The organism is Dehalococcoidia bacterium (genome assembly GCA_040902535.1).
Taxonomy (GTDB): Bacteria; Chloroflexota; Dehalococcoidia; order DSTF01; family JACRBR01; genus JBBDXD01.
Genome location: JBBDXD010000019.1, coordinates 1 through 20,974, shown reverse-complemented (window position 1 = coordinate 20,974; position 20,974 = coordinate 1). Strand labels below are relative to the sequence as shown.

Below are 20,974 nucleotides of genomic sequence, written 5' to 3'. Positions count from 1 at the left end.
GGTTAGGACGAATTAATCGCGATCTCTGCGCGCTGCAACTCCTCGACAACCAAGGCAAAGCCAGGAGGCGCCTTCAGGAACATCTCCTGCATAGCGAGGTAATCAGTCTCTAGTTCGCGAAGCCTACGTTTCGGTGGGACTAACCGCATCGTGGGTGACTGAGCCGTGTCGTAGCTCGCCCAGCCCGACGGGAAGAACATTTGCTTGTGTCGAACCACGGATCTCAGCATCTCGCGGTTCTCAACAGCCCGCCCCGCCAACGGATGGCTCCAAAGAGCCGCGAAGTCTGAATAGTGACGTGCGATCCGATCGCGGAATGGACGATCCGTTGGTCTATGGTTCTCTGCATGAAGTATCGTTGCCTTTTCCCAGAATGTGCGCCCGAACTCAAGCGCGATCACTAGGATCTCGAAGTCGTCGAATGGCTCATCAATTACCCGCTGAATCAGAGGAGTGATGGCGTGCTTGTCGAACGGAATCTGATCGCAGAGAGAGCCAAACTCAAGTTTGACGCTCTTCCGAAAGTAGGAGACGGGTGTTGTCCCGGCGGAGGGATATGAGAACAAGAGGTTCGGCGATCCGACAGCGCCGTCAAGTTCGAACCTCAACTCCCACTGTTCGCTATAGCCGTTCAGCACGTCCCGGAACGCCGCCCTTAGCTTCGGCTGCACGTCGTCCCGGACGTAGGCGATGCATGCAATCTCCAATGCTTCCACGCGCTGTTGGCGTTGCTTCTTTGACGGTGCCTCCCATAGGGTGCTCTCCTCAACTCCAAGAATCCCAGGCGAGATTGAGAGATCTATATCTTCAGAGAAACGTTTGATTGCATTGAAGACCTTGGAAAGCGACGTTCCCCCCTTGAACACGAGGTGCGGAGCGATCTCAGGAACGCCGAATATCCGCGCCAGAGTCCAGCAAACCCAGAAGTCCTTCTCAACAAGAACCTCGGAGACGCCAAGGCGGGCTGCTGCCTCGGCGATGAAGGTCTGTCGCTCCTCTATTGGCAGTTGAGCAAAATTCATCGTTCATCGCCGGAGTCGATCGCGATGTAGCGCAGCAGCTCGTGCATCCATACCGGAGCCCGTGGGAGATCTTTGAGTAGCTGTCTCCGATCTCGTGGAGATAATGTTGAACGCAGGTGGGAGACGCGCCTCTTCGTTGTGTTCTGTCTTCCAATGCTTCGAAGAGCAGCGAATACCAGATTGCTTGTCGGCGCAGCCGTTAGCTTCTTCGTCGCGGCCTTTCTAAGCGTGATGGTCTGGTTTCCGATGTGAAGCGTCCGGCCTCTGCCGTCAGTTTCATACATATGCTGGGCGGGGACTTGCTCAGACAGGCGTAGTATGTTCGCCGCCGCCCCACCCGACGGCTGGAAATGCGCACCGCTGCGGCGGGCAAGTGCCTCGGCCACCGCATCAGGAGTGGGAGCGAGTTTGCCAAGGCGTGGGTGCGACTTCGGCAGCTCGTAAATTCCCCGTGCGATGCGACGGATGCTCCCCTCTTGTCGAAGCCGCTGCAGCGTCATCCCGATGGCGCTTGGTGATCCTAGGTCGATGAAGTCGAACGGGGTGAAGACCCAGCCAGGACGGTGCTGATCAATGCGCTTTCGAATCCGATGTGAGATCGTCGCCGTAGTGCTCACTGTCCACCCATGAGGCATTGTGAATCTAATTCGTGAAAAAAGCAACCCATTTTTTTCACGCCCAGCCTTCTGCGAGGCCTTACGGCCCGTGAAGCATCTCGTCCAACTCCCCCGCCGAACGCAGCTCCTGCGCCGCACGCACGAACGCGCCCACCGATCCGCTGCGCTGGCGCAACGATTCCAGCTTCGGGCCGATCGGGTCGATCGACGCGGCGCCATCGGCGTACAAGCCGTGGAACGCGAAGTACGCCTGGTTGAGTTTGCGGATGTAGCGGCCGCTCTCGGCCAGGTACAGCCGCGTCTCCTCCATCAGCCGCTCCGCCCCGACGACGTCGCCGCTAGCGAGCAGCGCCTCGACGTCGCGACGCAGCGCGCGCATCTCCGACGTGAAGTCGAACGTCGACGCGGGCGCCTGCGCGACCGGCGGCGCCGGCTGCGCGTTGGCGCTCGCCTGCGTCTCCGGCAGCGGATAGCGCTCGTACATCAACTCGCCGATCTCGTTGCCGGCGATGTTCGCTACGGTCTCGTTCAGCGTCGTCAGCTCCCCGCTCTCGTAGTAGCGGCGCCCCAGCGGCGCGAAGTACAGGTAGTGGTGCAGCCACTCGTGCGCGATGTCCTGCAGCACGAAGCGATAGTCCTCCGACGGCGGGATGATCGCCGGGTACATAGCGATGCCGCCGATGCGCACGACCAGCGCCGACGTCGCGCCGTCGCGCTCCGCCGCCGCCTCGATCTCCTGCACGCGCTCGACGGGCAGGTCGCCCTGCAGCAGCCGCTGCGAATCCTTGCGGATCTCCGACCGCGGCGAGCGCACCAGCACCGACGGCGTGCCCTCGAACTCGATGTTCACCGGTGGCCAGACGATCTCGCCGCCGAACCGGCGCGTCAGCCCGAGGTCCTCGACCGTCGCCGTCAGCCGGCCTTCGAGGATCACCTCGACGCTGTTCTCGATGCCCGCGCGCTCGTCGCGCCACGTCTCGAGCTGCGCGTGCGTCGCCGCCGCCGCCGACGTCGATGTCGCGGGGTCGCCGGCGACGCGTTCGCCGTCGCGGATCAGCCGGTTCAACTCGAAGAAGCGCGCCAGCCGCGCATCTTCGCCGGCGCGGCTGAGGTCGTCGCGGAAGATGTCCGTCGCCTGGTAGGCGAACTTCTGCCACGCGTGCCGGACGATGAATCCCGCCGAGTTGTAATCGTCGCCCGAAGGCAGCGGCGTCGCGGCCGCCACCGCCGCCGAAACGACGACGCACAGCGCCGCCACGGCGGCGAGGATCGCGTGCGGGACGAATCGGGAGAGCACGTGAGTCATGGCTTACCGGGCGCGGGTGTGGTGCGCGAGATCAGTGTGGCACGCGGCGCGGCGGCGCCTCAATCGGGCACCGGGCCAGCGCCAGCCATGCGAAGACGGCGCCGCACGCCGGCTGACACGTAAGCAAAGCCTTACCTATAATCTCCGCATGGCCACTGCGACTGCCGAGCGCCAACCCGAGGTCTTCGGCGCGATCAGCCATCCGGCGCGGCGTCGCATGCTCGATCTCCTCGCAGAGGGCGACCGCCCCGTCAACGCGCTCGCCGGGCACTTCGACATGAGCCGGCCCGCCGTCTCGCAGCACCTCCGCATCCTGCTCGATGCCGGTCTCGTGAGCGAACAACGTCACGGCCGCGAGCGTCGCTATCGGCTGGCGCCCGAGGGGCTCGGCGCCGTGCGGGACTGGATCGCGCACTACGAGCGGTTCTGGGACGAACACCTGCAGCGTCTTCAGCAACAACTGACGAAAGGGAGCGAACAATGACCGACAGCATTCAACGAGAGATCGTCGTCCCGCACGCCCGCCGAAGACGTCTGGCGCGCGCTCACAGACAGCGCCGCGCTCGCTGGCTGGCTGATACCGAACGACTTCGAGCCGCGCGTCGGGCATCGCTTCACGTTCAAGACGGACCCGAACCCGCAGGCCGGCTTCGACGGCATCGTCCGCTGCGAGGTGCTCGAGTGCGCGCAGCCGAGCCGTCTCGCGTACTCGTGGGCGGGCGGCGGCATCGACACCCGCGTCAGCTACCGGCTCGAGCCGGACGGCGACGGCACGCGCCTCTTCTTCGAGCAGTCGGGCTTCGACATGACGCAGCCGTGGGGCACGCAGGCGCTGCGCGGCGCCGAGTACGGATGGGACCGCATGCTCGCCGCGCTGCCGAAGGTGGTGGCAGGGCTGGCTGCGCGCAGCTAGCGATCTGGTGCAAGGCGCAGCGGAGCGCTCACACCCGCGCGCGCCGCCCCGCCAGGTACACACACCCGAGCATCACGGTCATTAACCCGACCACGGTGGATGCGATCGCGAGAGTGGGTGCGTCATCCTCGTCATCCACGATGACTGTCGCTGACAGCGGGGTATCGCCGACGGTTGGAGGCGGGACGATCTGGTCGAGCGCTGCGAGCCACACGTCGCCGTCGTTGTAGCGCCCGGTCCGTACGCCGTCTACCAGGCCTGCGCTGCATCCATGCGCCTGCCAGCCGCCGTCGCGCTCCGACAACGCCATCAACCATCGCTGACCTTTCTTGAAGTCCACGATGATCCCGTTGCAGTTCGCCGATCTCACGGCAACATCTGACGCGATGTTTCCCGCATACGCCCGCTCGACGCGCACGCGCGCTGTTGGATACGGATCATGCTCGCCATTCGTCCGTTCGTCGACCTCGCCCAGCACAAGCACGTCGACGGACTCCATGACTTCCCGGGCGCGGCTTGGACCGTCCGGCAACGGCGCGCACGTGCACGCGAACGCCTGCCGCGGTCCCGCGTGAAACAGCACCGCCACCGCGGCGATCGTCGCAACCATCGGCATTACGAATCGCATCGCGTTCCTCCTGAGACGTCTGATGCCCGCGCGAGCAGGACGAATACGTCGCGACGGAAGTTCCGCTTCGGGCACGACGACTGCGCCCTAACGCTCGCTGTCCGGCCGACCCCGGTTGCCACGCCATACGCCCGCGAGTGTCAGCAGGGCGACGGCCGCCGCGACCGAGGCGGCGACCGGCATCGGCCAGCCGTCGTCTTCTCCCGTCCACACGAACGGTCGCGACGGCGACACGCGGTCGAGCGACGCCAGGAATCGCTGCGTACGGCCGGACTGCACGGGTCCGGACCAGCAGTCGCTCGCTCGCCACTCGCCCCTCGCGTGCCACACGTCGAGGAGCCACTCATCGCCTGCGCGAAAGGGCCCGGCGCCGCCGCTGCAGCCCACCAGGTGCACCTCGAACGACGGCGGCGTCCCGCCGTGATAGACGCGTTGCGTCCGCACAGCGGCGGCCGCGTCGCCGGGCACCGTCAGGTCCTCAACGACGCGTGCGACGATGAAGTTCGTGTCCAGCCGGTCGTCCGCCAGTACCTCTCGCGTCCTTGCGTCGTCATGTGGCATCTCTTCGCATATGCACGCGAACGCCTGCTGCGGTCCCGCGTGAAACAGCACCGCCACCGCGCTGATCGCCGCCACCAATGGCATGAGGACGCGCATAGCCCACCTCATCCGCCTTGCCTACGAGTATGACGCCCCGCTCACGAATGATGTTCCCGTTGCCACCGCCGCGCAACGTACCCCGCCGCACCCGCGGCCGCGCCCAATCCGGCGACTGCGAGTGCCACCGTGAGCATCGACGCGCCGCCGTCATCGTTCGGCAGCAGCGGCGGCGTTCCCAGGATCCGATTGATCGAAGGGACGTAGCGCTGCCCCTGCCGTGATCCGACCTCGGTCGTGATTGAGCAGAGGTCAGATTGCCACCGACCCTCGAATTGCGTCATTTCGACGAGCCAGCGGCTGCCGCGGGTGAACTCGGGCGGCCTCGTGCATGTGACGTACCCCATCTCGAAGCGCGCCGGCACGTCGCCGCGATACACGCGCTCGGCGCGGAAGGCGGCGCCTGGAAGCGTGGCATATCGGCTGCCATCGATCGGCTTCGCCTCAACCGGCCCCTCGACGATCGCGACGACCAGCGCGCGCTCCGATGATGCCAGCCGCGCCCGCATCAACTCGTCGTCCGTCGGGGGCGAGCCGCCGCACGAACACGCGAACGCCTGTTGTGGCCCGGCGTGAAGGATCAGCGCCGCCAATACGAACAGCCACAACAACGAGATCCGCATCGTGCACTCCAGGGTGTCAGGTGTCAGGTGTCAGGTGTCAGGTGTCAGCGACGTACCCTCTGTTGTCTGTTGTCTGCTGTCTGTTGTCTGTTGTCCGTCGTCCACTTTGCTGTTCACCGTTTGCCGTTTGCCGTTTGCTCTCTCTCCCAACTCCGCCCTCCGAACTCCCTGCCACCTACCCCTCCGCCCCCAACCGCCGCCCGCCCAGCACATGCATGTGCAGATGCGACACCGTCATGCCTGCGTCCTCGCCGACGTTGAACGCGATGCGATACCCCCGCTCCCGCAGCCCCTCGCCCTCCGCCAGCGCCGACGACACCGCGAACATGCGGCCCAGCGTCGCCGACTGCCGGTCGCCGACGACGCGCGCGTCGTCGATGTGACTCTTCGGGATGATCAGCAGATGCACCGGCGCGCGGAGATTGATGTCGCGGATCGCGAACACCAGGTCGTCGTCGTACAACTTCGGGACATCGATCTCGCCGGACGCCATGCGACAGAACAGACAGGCGTCGTTGGGCATGGTGGCTCCCTTCGGTCGCAGTGCTAAGGCGTCAGTTTTAAGTTCTCAGTTTTAAGTCAGGTTCCGGGTTCGAGGCTCTAAGTGCTGCGCCAGCATCCAGCATCCAGCATCCGGCCGCCAAACTCACGGCCGCCGCAGCTTCGCGATCGCCCGGTCTACGCGCTCCGACTCGAACTCGAACGTCTCGCCGCAGATCGTCAGATAGTCGATCGAAAAGTCCATCGCGAACACCTCTTCGACCGTCTCGTCGAACTCGTCGCCCAGCGCCGACTGGCAGCCGGCGTCCTCGATCTCCATGATGATCTTCGTGTCGCCGTCGTACTCGCGCATGACGTCGATCGATTCGTCGGGCTGGTCCGGGTCGTTCGCCTGCAGATAAAAGCCGCGGTCGACGGCGTGCTCCGCTACTTCCTCGAGGATCCCGAATCCGACGAAGTTCTCCATCAACACGAGCGGCGTATTCGGAAACGCTTCGCGCCACTCGTCGATCCAGTACTTCGACGTCTCGATCTGCACGTCAGGCGACCAGCCGTCCGGCTTGTTGTGATCGGGCACACCCCACACCATCTCGCCGAACGTGCCCATGCCCGCGTTCGTCTGGAAGAACTCGATCGCCGGGTGTCCGTCGTAGCGGTCGCCGAGCGCTTGCAGGAACGCGCCGAACTTCTGCGTGAACACCGGGTCGGTCGGCACCGGCTGCACGACTTCCTTGTCGTCGTCCGGGATGTAACCCTCGGCACCGGCATCGAATACCCAGTCCGGCGTCGCTTCGCCAAAGTCGCTGGCGCTGGTGTACACGCGCGGCGCGACGCGCTTCCCGTGTATCTCGGCGATGGCGAGCGCGTCGTCCAGTTCGCCCCAGTCGTACACGCCTTCTTCCGGCTCCAGCTCCGACCAGTTGAACAAGACGTTGATGCCGAGCGAGTTGACGTGCTCGAGCGCGTCGCTGTCCTCGCTGCCGGCGAACTCCAGCACGCCGTAGCCGACCGGGCCCGGCGGCGGCGGCGGCTTGTCCGACTTGCAGTGCGACAGCGGGATGAACGCCAGCGGCAGCAGCAACGCCAACCCGAACAGCGGCATCCGGAAGCGCCCACCGGGCGATGGCAGAAATGGCATGTGCAAGGCAGAGTCCTTCACGCTTGCGGGGGCGAGCGGTCAGCGGTCAGCGGGTCGGCGGTCAGTCTGGATCGCGCGGCCGCCACTGAACATATTCTAAGCCACAGGACGGGATAGCAATCGCAACATCGGTTGCGGGACCCGTGGTCGAACGCAAACTTGACGCCGAATCACGAGTTCCCGCCTCCGGCCTCCCGCATCCCGCTTCCAACGAATGCGTCCGCCTCGATCTCGACGAGCATCCGCTCGTCGATCAGCCGCGCCACCTGCACCATCGACGTCGCCGGCAGCACGTCGCGGAAGAACTCGCCGTGCGCCCGCCCGACGGCCTCCCAGTCGCGCTCGATGTCCGTCACGTACATCCGCGTCCGCACGACGTCCCGCATCGAAGCGCCGGCCTGCGCCAGCGCCGCCTCGATGTTTCGCAGCGCCTGCATCGCCTGTGCGTACGCATCCCCCGCGCCGACGATCTCGCCGTCAGCGCCGGTCGCCGTCGTGCCCGAGACGTGCACGTAGCCGCCCGCCACCACCGCCCGCGCATACCCGACGATCGGCTCCCACTTCGATCCGCTGCTGATGTTTCGTCGCATAGCTGCCGCTCTCCCTTACGCCGCCGATGGCGAATTGTACGGCTTCGCGCGCAGACGAAGCGGGTGCCATCAACCGTCACTCAGAGCGAAGCGAAGGGTCTCTCTCGCAATCGCCGGCACCAGCGCCCGCCGTGGAGCCTAGGGGGCCCTAACCTACGCTCCACGGTCGAGGGCGCCAAACCTCCGGTAGCTTGGTATTGTCATCGGGCTTCTAGGTGCCTACGCTTTGCAGGATGGAGTACCGGCACGAGCTTGGATGCAGTATGCGCCACACACGGCGGCAGCGATGCGACACTCCGGCCGCGAGTGTCGATGGCGTCCACTGCCACCTGTGTGGTCGCCCCATCGACGACAACGGCGCCCCGTGTTTCGGTTGCGGCTTGGCCGCACGGCGCCCGGCGGTCGGGGCTCCCACGCCCGTCCCGGTGACACTGTCCGTAGCGCTCGAAGTGCTCCCGGGTGCTGCGCTCCTCTTATTGGTTCTCACGGCTCTGCTTCCGGGTGATATCCCTGAACCCGTTGCCATCTCCTTCGCCGCCGTTGCGATACTTCCTGGAATCGGTTGGCTCGTGTCTCGGCCGTTGCGGTACGGCATGCCGTTTACCGTTGTTCACGGTGTCTATCGGTTCATGATGGTGGCACTTCTGCTGTATTACGCTCAACAATTGGCCCTTGGCGCGCGTGCAACCGACATCGAAGGCGACCCAATCTGCCTCGATTACGGCGATACAGCTGCCGGTCAGGCAGAGTGTCTGTCCGCGATGCAGGATGATGCCTGGGGTTACTTCGCACTGGCTGGCATCCTTGTGCTGATACCCGTATTGTCGGGGGTCCTGCTTGCCCTTCGTGCGCAGGGCCTCCTGAATCCCGAGGGCAGACCCTTCCTTCGCTTCGCACTCACGTTTGAATTGCTTCCGGCGCTTGTAACCGGCGTTGTCCTAACCGGGGTGTTACTCCCAGGGTCCGCACCCAATTGGATTCTCTGGGCTAGCCTCCTCGCACTGGCACCGGGCGCTGGCTGGCTCATGTGGAACCCACCGCTGGGATTCATAGTCACGCTCATCCACGGGGCGTTGCGGCCCATTCTTATAGGCGTGCTCGCTATATCCGTAGTCTGGTTTACTTCGCCGGAAACATCGCGCCACGAATGCTCAGGGGCTAGTGCAGACGCCCTTCTCTGTCAGACGTCCCACCGGGTGGCGTTCGCGAGCGTCGGCGCTCTATCGATCGCGCTTCCGTTGGCCTCGAGTTTGGCACTCGCGCGGGTGTACCGTCGCACCCCACCGGCCGGCGCATCAACGCACAACTGACAGACTTCGAGCCACTACCGGGACTTAATCCATCCCCGCCGCGAACCGCCGGTACTCCACAGCCCTCCGCAGCGCGTGTGCCGCGCGCTCGAACGACGCGAACACCGCCAGCCCGCGCTCCTGCACGCGCAGCCGCGCCTCCCGCACGATGTCCTCGACGTGCTGCGGCTGCAAGATCACCAGGAACGGCTTCGACGAGCGGTCGCGATGCGCCGTCAGCGTGTCGAGCATGCTGTCGAGGCTCGCCGGGTTCGCGCGCCACATCCGCGCCAGGAAGCCAGACGCCATCTCCATCGCCATCGCGTCGACGTTCGGGTCGGCGTCGAGGATGTCGAGCAGCTTCTGCAAGTTTCCCGGCGCGCCGCCGAAACCGATCGTGCCGCCCATGTCGAGCGGGTTCTGGTAGCTGCCGCCGATGATGTTGAAGAACGACGCAAGCTGCTCGTACGAAGCGTCGGACAGCCGCGGCACTTCGAGCCCCGCGTTCACGAACGCGTCGGTGATCACCACTGACTGGCCGCCCGTCATCGCCATCAGCCCCATGCGCCGCCCCGTCGCCGGCTTCGTGTACAGCAGCGCCTTTACGACGTCGATCGTGTCTTCGAGGCTGTCGGCGGCGATCGCGCCCGCCTGCCTGACGATCGCGCTGAACACGGCGTTCGACGCCGCCAGCGATCCCGTGTGCGACATCGTCGCGCGCGCGCCCGCGTCGGTCACGCCGCCCTTCCAGACGACCACAGGCTTCTTCGCCGTCGCGCGCTTGAGCGACTGCACGAAGCGCGGGCCGTCCTTGAACCCCTCGACGTACATCGCGATCACTTTCGTGTCGACGTCGTCGGCTAGGTAGTCGAGATAGTCGGGCACATCGAGCACGATTGCGTTGCCGATGCTGATCGACGTGCTGACGCGCACGCCGTGCGCCTCGCCGACGAGCCCGAAGTTGATCGCGTGCGTCCCGCTCTGCGAGATGAAGCCGGCGTCGCCCGCCTCGCCCGCGCCCTGCTCGCCGCTCTGCCGGATGCCCAGCTTGCGGTTGTACAGGCCCATGCAGTTCGGCCCGATCAGCGCGATGTAGCCCTCGCGCGCGATCTGCAACAGTTGCGCTTGCAGCTTGATGCCCTCTTCTTCGCCGGTCTCCGCGAACCCCGACGTGAACAGCGCAGCGGCCCCCACGCCCTTCTTCGCGCAGTCCGCCATGACACGCGGCGCCACCGGCCGCGGCACCGCGAGCATCACGTAGTCGACGTCGCCCGGCACGTCCATCAGCGACGTGAAGTTCTTCACGCCCATCTCTTCGATGCCGGGGATCTCGTTCGGGTCGATCTGCACCGAGTACAGGGCGCCGCCGTTCTCGCCGAACGGCGCGTAGTTGCGCAGCCACATATACCCGTCAGCGCGCTTCGACCCGACAACGACGACGGTCTTCGGGTTCAATGCGCGCTTGAGATCGAAGGATTGAGTCATAAGTGCTCAGTTATCAGTTCTACGTCGTTGGCGTGCTGCACACACCATGCCCCGTCATGCAGAGCGAAGCGAAGCATCTCTCGGTGCGTAACGCCCACCGCCGCGATCCGCCGATCGTAGGGACGTTATGCATCAGCCCTCACCAGTTCGCACGTTCGCGGTGTCGTTCTAACCATTTGGTGTTTGCTGTTTGTTGTTTGCTGTTCCCTCTGTTGTCAGTCGTCTATCGTTGCGCGCCGATCGTAGGGACGTAGCTTCGCTCAGGATGACGTTATGCATCAGCCCTCACCAGTTCGCACGTTCGCGGTGCCGTTCCAACCCTTTGCCGTCTGCCGTTTGCCGTTTGCTGTTTGCTGTTCCCTCTGTTGTCAGTTGTCTGTTGTCTCGTCAATCACGATCCGCGCATCCACCGCGATCGCCCCGTCCGCGTACGCGAACACGGGATTCAGGTCCAACTCCGCGATCTCCGGATGCGCCTCGACGAACGACGATACCTGCAGCAACAATTCCTGCAGCTTGCCGATGTCCGCCGCTTCGCTGCCGCGATAGCCTTCGAGCAGCGGGTAGCCCTTGATTTCGTGGATCACCTGCCGCGCGTCGCGCTCGTTGATCGGGATGACGCGGAACGCGACGTCTTTCAGCACCTCGACGAGCACGCCGCCGAGCCCGAACATCAGCACCGGCCCGAACTGCGGGTCCCTCGTCACGCCGACGATCACTTCCGTGCCCTGGCGCTCCATCCGCTGCACCGCCACGCCCTCGATCGTCGCGTCCGGCACGTGCTGCTTCGTCGATGCCACCACGCGGTCGAACGCCTCGCCCGCCTCCGCCGCCGACGTCAGCCCGAGCGCCACGCCGCCGACGTCGCTCTTGTGCGTGATCTGCGGCGACACGATCTTCAGCACGACCGGAAAGCCCAGCTCCCGCGCGACGGCCATCGCCTCGTCGCGCGTCGTGGCGAGCCGCGCCGGCGACACCGGCACCCCCGCCTCTTCGAGCATCTGCTTCGCCTCGATCTCCGTCAGCAGCGTGCGCCCTTCGGCCCGCGCCTTCTCCACGATAGAACTTCCCGCCATGCGCACCTCACCCGCGCCACGCGCCGGCGCTCAGATTCGCCTCGAACCGGCGACATGCTATGCGACAGCGGCAACATGAGCCAGACGGCGCCGAAGCCGAGTCATCCTGAGCGGCCAAAGCGACAGTCCGTCCTGAGCGCACGCGAAGGATCACGGGCGTAACACTCCCACGCGCGGATCACGCATCGAAGGGTCGCTGTTCATTGCCGAATGCGACGGCAGCCGCACGAGGCGGACGGGGTGTCTGGTATCTGACCGTGCATGGAGAAGGGTGCCTATCGCATGACGGCGACGGTAGACGTAGCTGAGCGCGTACACGTACCCACGAAGCGACCCGACCCCGGCTTGTGGAACGACTTTCTCGTACTAGGCGCTGTGCGAGTGGCGCTTCAATGGCTTTTGCATAACGCGACGGGTCGCCGTTTGTTCGCCGGGCTGACTAAAAACCATCACCACCTCTCGACGCATGCGGGCGCTGAGTGTCGGTGATGCCTTATCACTGGTGGGCGGTGGCAAGTAGCGGCGATTCGGAGGTAAAGACCTTGACTGACGCGATATCAGCGAGAGGCCATGTCGCCGTGCAAGGCTGGCTACGGCCGTCGAATTGCGGACAAAGGTTCCTCGAACGGTTGAATCACCGACGACATAGACCGCGCGCCCGCCTGGCCTCAACACGCGCGCTACTTCGGCCACGGCACGATCCATATCCGTAATATAGCGCGCCATTATCGCTCGATTTCTATCCGATAGTGGCGGGCGCAGACGAAGTTCGTCTAACAAAGCAGGCATCCAGTCCGGCTCGCGTCCCGCACTTAGCGACACCTCACTCCCTATGCACATGCCTCGGATCTTGCGCAAGTCGGCGACTGTGTAACCCATCCATACCAGGGCAAACTTGCTGCAACGCAGGTAATCAATCGCGTTTAGATAGGGCGGAGAGGTCAACACAAGATCGATCGACCGGTCGCGAATCGGAAGGTTTCGGGCGTCGCCTTCCCGAACGACTGCAGGGGGTCCAACTTGTCCTCGGCCCACTTGCGGACAGTTAGCAACAACCGCATCCACTGCGGCGACAAACCGACTAAAAGGCTCGATCGGAGCTCGGTCAAACTTTTTATGCGGGCGACTGTGGGACAAGTCCATCGCCAGCGAGGCTCCAGCCTGCTTCGTGATAATCAAACGTGAGAAGCCGCACCAAAGTACCTTTCGTGTCGTCTCTTCACGGATCCGAGAGATCACGAGCGAGAGGGCCGTTAGCTGTCGGCGTGAGTGAGCGTCAAACCAGTAACGAATGAAATCGCGCGTCTCTCGGTCGCTACGGCGTGGATACGCACGCGCGGATCCCGTCTCTACGAGTTCGCGTTCTGCCCGGCGCAACACAATTCTCGCGCTACCGCGAATGTCCTCGGGCTCAATGCTCCGCGTCCAGACGTCTGAAAGAAGCACCGCGAGGGGATCTAGGTCCACTCCAAAGGCTCTGTGCCCTTGGGCTCTCGCCACGGCGAGCACGGTGCCAGAGCCGGCCATCGGATCAAGAACCCTAAGCGTGGGGCCAGCTTGGCCGAGCGCCTTCATCGCTATTCCGGGAGCCATTCGCGCGGGAAATGGATGGATAGGGTTGCGCCCAAGCGCCTCAAACACGGTCTGCTTATGGACACTCAACATCTCGTCATATCACCCGCGATTGGGAGCTTCATGCGGGGCAAGGGACACCTTGGATCGCTCTCTAAGCGCGTCATCCTTTGAGATTCTGAACGAACTGCACACCTCCTAGGTTCTTATAGAAAAGGCGCGCCTTGCCTTTGCCGTTGTGAAAGATCTTTACGTGGTGAATCGCATTAGGAAACTTCGCCGGCTCTAGTTGAGGGTTCCCAAAGAATCCTTTCGTTCGGGATATGGCCCGTTGGTCAGCTCCGGCCTTGTAGCCTTCGATAGAACTAGACGTGTGTATCGCCAAAGCGCCCGGCGCGACCTTGAGAGCAGCCTTTAGATACTCGATCAGGAAGGGCGGCAAGCCTTCGCCCACTTCCCTAGCCAAACGGCGAAGCGTCTCGAGATTCGTCGGATCGATCCCGACGATCTGGTCCAACTTCGCAAGATCGGGACAGACGAAGATCTGAAAGGACATCTCGCCCTTGTTAGGGTCCACCGTTCCGCGATCGATGCTAGACGAGGCCGCGATTGAGATCCTGGCATCGCCTATCCAGACGGGCGAGACCTTATTGTTCTTGATCGATTGAAGTGCGAGCCGATGAAATACGAAGCAGCGGTGCCAGTCGCCGTAAAGGCGTTCGGGGATCGTGAGCTCAAAGTGCTCCAAGTATTCGCCTCTCGCCCCAAACATTCTTGCGCGCTGGATGTACGTGTCTTGCTGGAGTCTGGCTTGGACGTCACGTGTGAAGAACATGGCCAAGAGGTTCGGGAAAGTGACTCCTCGAGAAACGATGTTTCCTCCTATAATCACCGTGAACGGGCAGGTTGGCAGGGTTGGTTTGTCCCCGGCAGAGGCTCGATCTCGCTTGCTATTCAGGACCACGAATGAACTGCGCGATGCGTTGGAGAGGACGTAGCTGGTCAGCTTCTCGGGGTTAGCCATTGGGTATAACGCCGTCGCCTGGTCGTAAATCACCTTCACGAAGGCGTGGAAAGCAGGACCCTTTCCGCTGATGAGAGCCTGCATCGGCGCTTCAACGTTCTTCCTGTCGGCGGCGTGATCGTCCGTCTTGCCGCTGGTATGGACGAGAAAGCTGTAATTTCCCTCGTCATCGCCTTTCCGCATAGCCAAGATATTGAGATACGCGACTGTGACAAGGAATCTGGCAAGAGCTCGCCGGGCGTCATTCGCGGTTCCAATCCCTTTGATCAGCATTAGGCGGTACGCCGCCGCGGTTGTCGCCGGGAAGAACGTATCTTGTCCGGTGTAGGCATCGTGCGGTCCAAAGTTGACCCACGTTTCCGCCTTGTTGTCAAAGGTGTTATTCAGATTAAGCCGAGCGGGTGTCGCTGTAACGCCAATATATCTGCCGTCCGTTCCCAGTAAGTCCCCAACTAAGCTGTTGATACGCGTCTTCTCGTTCTTGTTGATCTTGGCGTTGGGCGTTGCATAGTCCGCCTCGTCATCGATGATCACCACAGGACGACAATGCTTGAGTTGTCCAATCAACTTCTCCAGATCTTTCGGATTCTTCTTGCAGAACACAACAGCGCTGTGACCCGGTACCAATGGCGAGTTCGCGAGGTCGGCCGCATTACGGGGAGCTGGAGCAAGTCCGGCCAACTTGAATCGATCGAGGCTCTGCATGAGGAGATCGACGCTGTCATTCATGAGGTGAACGATCGTTTTATGCCCTTTGTCAAGAAGCCGAGCAGTCAGGCAAATCATCATCTCCGTCTTGCCACTCTGGGGGTCCCCATACACAACTAACGATCCGGGGGTGGCAGCTGGGAGGTTTACGATGACCTCCTCGACCGCGGCGTGAATCTTATCGATTTGCTCGCCCCGCTTCTTAACGCGCGTCAACTGCCTCTTGTACCTGTCGTTGACGGGCGGCCGCGAAACGATCTTAGCCAGCGTCCGGTTAGTTACCATTGTGATCCGCAGCTCTCCTACAACTCGCGGCTGCGAGCGGCTGATTAATCGCGCGCCGATACGAGTCGCCCTGTTGGCACCGGTCTTTCATTGAGCTCGCGCCAGCCCGCACACAGGCTGGGGGTGGCGCGGGTCTTGAACCGTGTGAGTTATGGGCCATGCTCCCTCTCGGAGGAGATTTTACAAGATGGCTCGCTAACGATGCTAGCCACCTGCCGTTGTTGGCCCTTATCGTTCACTCCGTAATGGCAAAGGTCAGCGAGCACGAAGGCGCTCGCTCGCGGTTAGACAGTACTCTACTCCCCCTCACCGACGATCTCGAACGTGAAGTCGCCGGCGACCACCGTGTACGTTACGCCGGCATCAAAATCGCTGCCCAGCTCGACGGTCTCTTCGTGCGTGCCGTAGATCTGCGTGCAGACCGCCTCCCGGTCGTCGATCGTCGTCGCCTTCGCAACGATCGTGATCGTCTCGGCGGCACGCACGGCCTCGACGCTCTCGAACTCGTGGCAGCCGTCGGTGATGCCGACGACGACGCGCACGGCGTACTGCGGCGGGAAGCTCTCGCGCGTGATCAGCTCCGCCTCGTCGATCGGCGCGTCGACGACGATGCGCCCCGGTGTCGGCGTCGCGGCGGGCACGTCGGAGCTATCCGCGTCGTCACCGCCGCACGCGGACGCCACGAGCGCCAGCGCCGCGCCCAGAGCGAGTACCAGCAGCGAAACGCGCTTTGCCGTTTGCCGTTTGCTGTTAGCTGTCTCCCAGCCGACCTTTGCTGTTTGCCGTTTGCTGTCTGCCGTCGGCCCCACGACATCTCCCCTTCCGCTCACCATCTCTCCCATCCTGACGCCCCGCCGCGCCGCTTTGTTCCCGGTGACACCCACGCTGCGAACGGGCTCGCGCCCCATGCTACGATCGCCCCATGGTAGTCGTTGCTCGTCTTGGGTTGTCGGGAAGCCGCAGTCCCGCGCCGGACGCCGCGCGGCCGTCTCAATCAAAACGACACAATCACGTGCAGGTTCAGATGACCCCGATTTGCAAAATCGTTTTTCAGATCAATCAAGTTGCGAGAGGCAGGCGATGACCCACCCGCCGTTCGACGTGACGCGCTTCCACGACCTCCTCCGCACCGAAGCCTTCGGCCGCAACCTGATTTTCGAGCCCGTCGTCGGCTCGACGATGGACCTCGCCCGCGCCGCCGCCCATCACAACGCCGTCGAAGGCACCGTCGCCGTCGCCGACGAGCAGACCGCCGGGCGCGGACGCATGGGACGCTCGTGGGTGACGCCGCCGGCCGCTAACCTGACGTTCACGCTGCTCCTGCGGCCGCCCGCGCCCGTCCTCCGCCAGGTCGCGATGATTGCGCCGCTCGCCGTCGCCGATGCCGTGGAAGAGACCGACGTCCGCGCGGCCATCAAGTGGCCCAACGACGTGCAAGTCTCCGGCAGGAAGATCGCCGGCATCCTCATCGAGTCGGAGATCGACGACGGCGGCGCCAGCGCGGTGCTCGCCGGCATCGGCCTCAACGTGAACTTCGACCCTCGCGCCCACGAAGACATCCGCGACATCGCCACGAGTCTCGCGGTCGAGCTTGGCCGCACGGTCGAGCGCGAGCCGCTGCTGGCATCGATGCTGCTCCATTTCGAGCGGCTCTACAACGAAGCGAAGGCCGGCGCTTCGCCGCGCGACGCGTGGCGAGCGCGCCTTGTGACGCTCGGCCAGCAGGTGCAGGCGACGATGCCCGGCCGCATCGTCGAAGGCCTTGCGGAAGACGTCGACGAGCACGGCGCGCTGATCGTGCGCACCTCGGACAATCAACTCGTCATGGTAGAGGCCGGCGATGTCACCCTACGGCGATGACGCCCCTGCGCCGCCCGCGCGCTCTTCCGCGATGCGCTTGACGTTGGCCAGCGACCGCCGGAAGACGCGCGCCATGTGCGGCCGCACGACGAGCGCGAATCCGGCTTCGCCGAGCGGCCCGAGCGGCGGCGCGAACTCCTCGATCCAGGTGAAGATCGTGCCGTTGTCGATCCGTTCGAGGATGAACGCGCCGGTGCCGGAGAACTGGCCGCTGTGCGATACGTCCATGCGGTGCGGCGGCTCCCACGCCGTGATCGTCATCACGTCCTTCACGACGGGCATGCCGAACAACTCGCTCGTCACGTGCATCACGACGCCGGCGCCGATCTTCGCCTCCGAGACGATCTCCAGCGCGCGCAGGTCGACCATCCAGTCGCGCTGGCGCTCCAGGTCGGTGACGACGTCCCACACCACCTCGGGCGCGGCGGCGATGAACGTGCGGACGTCAAGCCGTGCCATGTCTCAGCGCCCTCCGTCCGGCGTTCGCCGCGATCGTCTCGCGGCGAGATCGCGATAGAATCGACGCATGGGTATGTGGCGCGGATTCGTCTCGAAGCTGCAGTTCGCGTTGCGCGTGCTGCTGGTCTTCGCGATCGCGCGCCTGCTTGCCGGCATCATCATCATCACGTTCGTCGAGCGCGATGCCGTCGCGTGGACGTGGGGCCTGACGCTGCTTATGGCCGCCGGCATCGCGATCTGCTTCGGCGCCGCACTGGCAGTGCGACGGTGGGCGCCGCCGCGGCGCGCTAACTGACCGTACCTTCGCGGCTCGGCGGCTCGCTCTCCGGACGGCTCTCGCCGCCGCCGCCACCGACGCGGACGCGCGGCCGGCCGCCGTCGCCGCCGCCGTCGTTCGCGCGACTAGTGTTGATCACCAGGTTCAGGAGATCGATCGGCACCGGGAACACGATCGTGCTGTTCTTCTCGGCCGCCACCTCCGATAGCGTCTGCAGGAAGCGAAGCTGCATCGTCGCCGGTTCCGCCGCCATGATGCGACCCGCCTCGGCGAGACGCTCGGACGCCTGCAGCTCGCCCTCGGCGTGGATGATCTTGGCGCGACGCTCGCGCTCGGCTTCGGCCTGGCGCGCCATCGCCCGCTGCATGCTCTGCGGCAGCTCCACGTCCTTCACTTCGACGGTCGAGACCTTGACGCCCCACGGCTCGGTCTGCTCGTCGATGATCTGCTGAAGCTGCGCGTTGATCTGCTCGCGTTCCGAGAGCAGATCGTCCAGGTTCGACTGGCCGAGCACGCTCCGCAGCGTCGTCTGCGAGATCTGGGACGTCGCGCGGAAATGGTCCAGCACGGCCACGACCGAGTCCTCGGGATCGGTGACGCGGAAGTAGATCACGGCGTTGACCTTCACGGTCACGTTGTCGCGCGTGATGCACTCCTGGCTTGGCACGTCCATCGTCACCGTGCGCAGGTCGACCTTCACCATGCGGTCGACGATCGGCAGGATCACGAATAGTCCCGGCCCCTTCGCGCCGACGAGCCGGCCGAGCCGGAAGATCACGCCTCGTTCGTACTCCGACACGATCTTCACGGAGTAGAACCAGACGATGAACCCCCACGGTGGAATCAGGAGCAGGAACGAGAACGCCGTCAGTATCACGCGCACGACCGAGGAAAGGCCCCCTTCGTCGCGCGCGCGCTCGTCTGCCGGAGGCGGTCGAAGTTCGGGAGGGATCTGGGTAGCCACGGGGCATCTCCTTTCGAGGCGATGACGGATACAAGGCTGAGTGCATTCTAGGGGCTGGGCGGTATTGCACACGAACAGTCCGCTGCCTACGATGACCGCCTGAACGCGCCGGATGGAGGACTGCATGCTGGAGCAGGTCGACCGTGTCCAGATAGCCGTAAACGACATCGATCGCGCGGCGGCGACGTTTCGCGATGTTTTCGAGGCGCAGCAGGTGCGAGACGACGAGCTTCGCATCGCCGGCGCCCACCGCCGTGTGATGCACGCGGGGCGCAGCGAGTTCGAACTGCTGTCGCCTTCGGGCGCCGGGCCGGTGCAGGATTTTCTGTCGGAGTGGGGCGAGGGACTCTTCGCCGCGGGCTTCTCGACACCGGACGTTCCGGCACTTGCTGCCCGCCTTCGCGATCGCGGCATCGAGTTCGCCGATGAAGGCGGGCAGTTGTGCATCGCGCCGGAACAGACGCCGGGGCTGCGCATCGTCATCTCGCAGGATGTCGCGCGCCAGCCGGTTGGGCTCGTCGGATACCTGTACGAAGTTACGAACCTGATCGACGACCATGAAGCCGCCGCGAAGTTCTACGCCGACGCGTTCGGGCTCGATGCCACGCGCTTTTCGCCGATCGTCAGCAAGCACTACGGGTACGCAGGACAGCTTACGCTCTTCAACCCGCCTGACCGCCTGAGCCGCATCGAGCTATCGCAGATCACAGACTGGGAGCGCCCGATGGGCCGCTTCATGAAGCGTCGCGGCGGCGAGACGCTCTACATGTGCTTCATCGAAGCGGAGGACATCGAAGCCATTGTCGAGCGAGCGAAGGCGCGCGACATGCGATTCGCCGGCCACGACCGCGATGGCGGCTTCAGCGAAGGCCTCTTCTTTCACCCGTCGACGCTCCACGGTGTGCTGATGGGCGTGAGCCGCACCGACGTCGCCTGGACGTGGTCCGGCCGGCCCGACCTGGCGCCGGCCGCCGCCCGCGCGCCGCACTAGAGCCCGCGCCAGAAGCGCTGTCCCTCCATGCGCACGATGCGGCCGAACCCCGGCGTCGCGAAATGACCGGCGAGCATCGTCATGCGCTCATCTTCGATCTTCTGCATGAGCGTTTCGCGCGACTGCGCCGAGAGCACAGGGTTCATGTCGAAGATCGGGCACCAGTCCGTGTTCGTCACTTGCGCCGGATGATGGCAGACGTCGCCGATGATCACGCCCGCCTCCCCCTGCGAAGCGATTGCTACGGAGACGTGCGCGGGTGTGTGTCCCGGCGTCTGGATCAAGGTCAGGTCGTCGGTAAGCCGGTGTTCGCCTTCGACAAGCTCGATGTTGGCGCCGCAATCGCGCAGCGGCAGCACGGAGTCGCGCACGTACACGCGGTCGTCGCCCGCGGACTCCTCCGGTGACGTGAAGAAGTCCCATTCCGGTCGGTTGAAGACGTACGCCGCGTTCGGGAACGCCGGCACGAAGTCGTCGCCGCGGGCGACCGTGTGCCATCCGACGTGGTCGACGTGGATGTGCGTCGCCAGCACGATATCGATGTCGCCCATCTCGACACCGGCTTCGCGGAGCGCGTCCGGCAGGCGCCCGGTCGGGAAGTACTGCCGCGTCTTGCCGCCGATACCGGTGTCGACCAGGATGGTGTTGCCGCTCGAGCGCACCAGGAACGACGTGATCGTGATCGGCACCGAAACGCCATCGTCCGCCATGAACTCGCGGAAAGGCGCGAACGCTTCGTCAGGGATCGCTGGGAAGCAGGCTTCGCGCGGCGCGCGCGGCAGCGCCGCATCGATGACGGCAGTGATTTCGACCTTGCCAATCTTGATCACGTTGTCCGGCATGCGCACCTCCAAGTGGTTGCGTGACGATAGAAGGCTCAGGCGGTGCGGTCAACGGGCGACGGGAAAGTGGAGCGGGGGACGGGTCTCGAACCCGCAACATCCAGCTTGGAAGGCTAGCGCTCTACCAATTGAGCTACCCCCGCTCGC

General features: G+C 64.2%; 19 protein-coding genes, 1 tRNA gene and 1 pseudogene. 5 read left to right on the top strand and 16 right to left on the bottom strand.

Features of this window, described 5'->3' with window-relative positions; translation table 11 throughout:
* Nucleotides 1–2: 2 nt before the first annotated feature.
* Nucleotides 3–1,022, bottom strand: coding sequence for a nucleotidyl transferase AbiEii/AbiGii toxin family protein (locus WEB52_09720; GenBank protein MEX2226712.1), 1,020 nt, complete (start codon nucleotides 1,020–1,022; stop codon nucleotides 3–5).
* Between the two features lie 696 nt (nucleotides 1,023–1,718).
* Nucleotides 1,719–2,936, bottom strand: a complete 1,218-nt coding sequence (locus WEB52_09715; GenBank protein ID MEX2226711.1) for a hypothetical protein — start codon at nucleotides 2,934–2,936, stop codon at nucleotides 1,719–1,721.
* 157 nt (nucleotides 2,937–3,093) lie between these two features.
* On the opposite strand from WEB52_09715, the gene WEB52_09710 reads away from it, so the two are divergent.
* The gene (locus WEB52_09710; protein MEX2226710.1) at nucleotides 3,094–3,429 is read left to right on the top strand and encodes a metalloregulator ArsR/SmtB family transcription factor; all 336 of its coding nucleotides are present in this window, start codon (nucleotides 3,094–3,096) and stop codon (nucleotides 3,427–3,429) included.
* 39 nt (nucleotides 3,430–3,468) lie between these two features.
* Nucleotides 3,469–3,858 (top strand): annotated as a pseudogene (locus WEB52_09705) (SRPBCC domain-containing protein).
* Nucleotides 3,859–3,886: 28 nt separating this feature from the next.
* Here the strand turns inward: WEB52_09705 and WEB52_09700 are convergent.
* The 10 genes from WEB52_09700 to WEB52_09655 form a co-directional block, all read right to left on the bottom strand.
* A complete protein-coding gene (locus tag WEB52_09700) occupies nucleotides 3,887–4,486 on the bottom strand; it encodes a hypothetical protein (GenBank protein ID MEX2226709.1) in 600 nt (199 codons plus the stop codon).
* A gap of 87 nt (nucleotides 4,487–4,573) precedes the next feature.
* A complete protein-coding gene (locus tag WEB52_09695; GenBank protein ID MEX2226708.1) occupies nucleotides 4,574–5,143 on the bottom strand; it encodes a hypothetical protein in 570 nt (189 codons plus the stop codon).
* A 41-nt stretch (nucleotides 5,144–5,184) separates the two neighbouring features.
* Nucleotides 5,185–5,766 (bottom strand): hypothetical protein, encoded by a 582-nt coding sequence (locus WEB52_09690; protein ID MEX2226707.1) that lies wholly within the window; start codon nucleotides 5,764–5,766, stop codon nucleotides 5,185–5,187.
* 175 nt (nucleotides 5,767–5,941) lie between these two features.
* Nucleotides 5,942–6,289: an HIT domain-containing protein gene (locus WEB52_09685; protein ID MEX2226706.1), complete on the bottom strand. Its 348-nt coding sequence runs from the start codon at nucleotides 6,287–6,289 to the stop codon at nucleotides 5,942–5,944.
* 123 nt (nucleotides 6,290–6,412) lie between these two features.
* Entirely contained in the window at nucleotides 6,413–7,405 is a 993-nt protein-coding gene (locus WEB52_09680) for a beta-galactosidase (protein MEX2226705.1), read from the bottom strand.
* A 170-nt stretch (nucleotides 7,406–7,575) separates the two neighbouring features.
* A complete protein-coding gene (locus WEB52_09675; protein MEX2226704.1) occupies nucleotides 7,576–7,995 on the bottom strand; it encodes a RidA family protein in 420 nt (139 codons plus the stop codon).
* Between the two features lie 1,334 nt (nucleotides 7,996–9,329).
* Complete coding sequence (locus WEB52_09670) at nucleotides 9,330–10,769, bottom strand: CoA-binding protein (GenBank protein MEX2226703.1); 1,440 nt, start codon at nucleotides 10,767–10,769, stop codon at nucleotides 9,330–9,332.
* A gap of 368 nt (nucleotides 10,770–11,137) precedes the next feature.
* On the bottom strand, nucleotides 11,138–11,845 hold the full coding sequence (locus WEB52_09665; GenBank protein MEX2226702.1) for an acetate--CoA ligase family protein: 708 nt from the start codon (nucleotides 11,843–11,845) through the stop codon (nucleotides 11,138–11,140).
* A gap of 1,735 nt (nucleotides 11,846–13,580) precedes the next feature.
* Entirely contained in the window at nucleotides 13,581–15,365 is a 1,785-nt protein-coding gene (locus tag WEB52_09660; protein MEX2226701.1) for a Z1 domain-containing protein, read from the bottom strand.
* Between the two features lie 365 nt (nucleotides 15,366–15,730).
* Nucleotides 15,731–16,267, bottom strand: coding sequence for a hypothetical protein (locus WEB52_09655; GenBank protein ID MEX2226700.1), 537 nt, complete (start codon nucleotides 16,265–16,267; stop codon nucleotides 15,731–15,733).
* Nucleotides 16,268–16,514: 247 nt separating this feature from the next.
* Between WEB52_09655 and WEB52_09650 the strand changes: the two genes are divergently transcribed.
* A complete protein-coding gene (locus WEB52_09650) occupies nucleotides 16,515–17,294 on the top strand; it encodes a biotin--[acetyl-CoA-carboxylase] ligase (protein MEX2226699.1) in 780 nt (259 codons plus the stop codon).
* On the opposite strand, the gene WEB52_09645 is transcribed toward WEB52_09650, so the two are convergent.
* Nucleotides 17,283–17,753, bottom strand: coding sequence for an SRPBCC family protein (locus tag WEB52_09645; GenBank protein ID MEX2226698.1), 471 nt, complete (start codon nucleotides 17,751–17,753; stop codon nucleotides 17,283–17,285). The two genes, WEB52_09650 and WEB52_09645, sit on opposite strands and share 12 nt — an antisense overlap.
* A gap of 67 nt (nucleotides 17,754–17,820) precedes the next feature.
* Here WEB52_09645 and WEB52_09640 point away from each other — a divergent pair, with 67 nt between their 5' ends.
* Entirely contained in the window at nucleotides 17,821–18,048 is a 228-nt protein-coding gene (locus WEB52_09640; protein ID MEX2226697.1) for a hypothetical protein, read from the top strand.
* Here WEB52_09640 and WEB52_09635 read toward each other — a convergent pair.
* Nucleotides 18,041–18,883, bottom strand: a complete 843-nt coding sequence (locus tag WEB52_09635; GenBank protein MEX2226696.1) for a slipin family protein — start codon at nucleotides 18,881–18,883, stop codon at nucleotides 18,041–18,043. The two genes, WEB52_09640 and WEB52_09635, sit on opposite strands and share 8 nt — an antisense overlap.
* Nucleotides 18,884–19,118: 235 nt before the next feature.
* Here WEB52_09635 and WEB52_09630 point away from each other — a divergent pair, with 235 nt between their 5' ends.
* A complete protein-coding gene (locus tag WEB52_09630; protein MEX2226695.1) occupies nucleotides 19,119–19,985 on the top strand; it encodes a VOC family protein in 867 nt (288 codons plus the stop codon).
* Here the strand turns inward: WEB52_09630 and WEB52_09625 are convergent.
* Nucleotides 19,982–20,827, bottom strand: coding sequence for an MBL fold metallo-hydrolase (locus tag WEB52_09625; GenBank protein MEX2226694.1), 846 nt, complete (start codon nucleotides 20,825–20,827; stop codon nucleotides 19,982–19,984). The two genes, WEB52_09630 and WEB52_09625, sit on opposite strands and share 4 nt — an antisense overlap.
* A 67-nt stretch (nucleotides 20,828–20,894) precedes the next feature.
* Nucleotides 20,895–20,970 (bottom strand) — tRNA-Gly (locus WEB52_09620).
* Nucleotides 20,971–20,974: the final 4 nt, after the last annotated feature.

Coding starts and splice junctions, on each gene's coding strand:
- WEB52_09720 (MEX2226712.1), bottom strand. CDS start 1,022: ATGAATTTTGCTCAACTGCCAATAGAGGAGCGACAGACCTTCATCGCC.
- WEB52_09710 (MEX2226710.1), top strand. CDS start 3,094: ATGGCCACTGCGACTGCCGAGCGCCAACCCGAGGTCTTCGGCGCGATC.
- WEB52_09700 (MEX2226709.1), bottom strand. CDS start 4,486: ATGCGATTCGTAATGCCGATGGTTGCGACGATCGCCGCGGTGGCGGTG.
- WEB52_09695 (MEX2226708.1), bottom strand. CDS start 5,143: ATGCGCGTCCTCATGCCATTGGTGGCGGCGATCAGCGCGGTGGCGGTG.
- WEB52_09690 (MEX2226707.1), bottom strand. CDS start 5,766: ATGCGGATCTCGTTGTTGTGGCTGTTCGTATTGGCGGCGCTGATCCTT.
- WEB52_09685 (MEX2226706.1), bottom strand. CDS start 6,289: ATGCCCAACGACGCCTGTCTGTTCTGTCGCATGGCGTCCGGCGAGATC.
- WEB52_09680 (MEX2226705.1), bottom strand. CDS start 7,405: ATGCCATTTCTGCCATCGCCCGGTGGGCGCTTCCGGATGCCGCTGTTC.
- WEB52_09675 (MEX2226704.1), bottom strand. CDS start 7,995: ATGCGACGAAACATCAGCAGCGGATCGAAGTGGGAGCCGATCGTCGGG.
- WEB52_09670 (MEX2226703.1), bottom strand. CDS start 10,769: ATGACTCAATCCTTCGATCTCAAGCGCGCATTGAACCCGAAGACCGTC.
- WEB52_09665 (MEX2226702.1), bottom strand. CDS start 11,845: ATGGCGGGAAGTTCTATCGTGGAGAAGGCGCGGGCCGAAGGGCGCACG.
- WEB52_09655 (MEX2226700.1), bottom strand. CDS start 16,267: ATGGTGAGCGGAAGGGGAGATGTCGTGGGGCCGACGGCAGACAGCAAA.
- WEB52_09650 (MEX2226699.1), top strand. CDS start 16,515: ATGACCCACCCGCCGTTCGACGTGACGCGCTTCCACGACCTCCTCCGC.
- WEB52_09645 (MEX2226698.1), bottom strand. CDS start 17,753: ATGGCACGGCTTGACGTCCGCACGTTCATCGCCGCCGCGCCCGAGGTG.
- WEB52_09640 (MEX2226697.1), top strand. CDS start 17,821: ATGGGTATGTGGCGCGGATTCGTCTCGAAGCTGCAGTTCGCGTTGCGC.
- WEB52_09630 (MEX2226695.1), top strand. CDS start 19,119: ATGCTGGAGCAGGTCGACCGTGTCCAGATAGCCGTAAACGACATCGAT.
- WEB52_09625 (MEX2226694.1), bottom strand. CDS start 20,827: ATGCCGGACAACGTGATCAAGATTGGCAAGGTCGAAATCACTGCCGTC.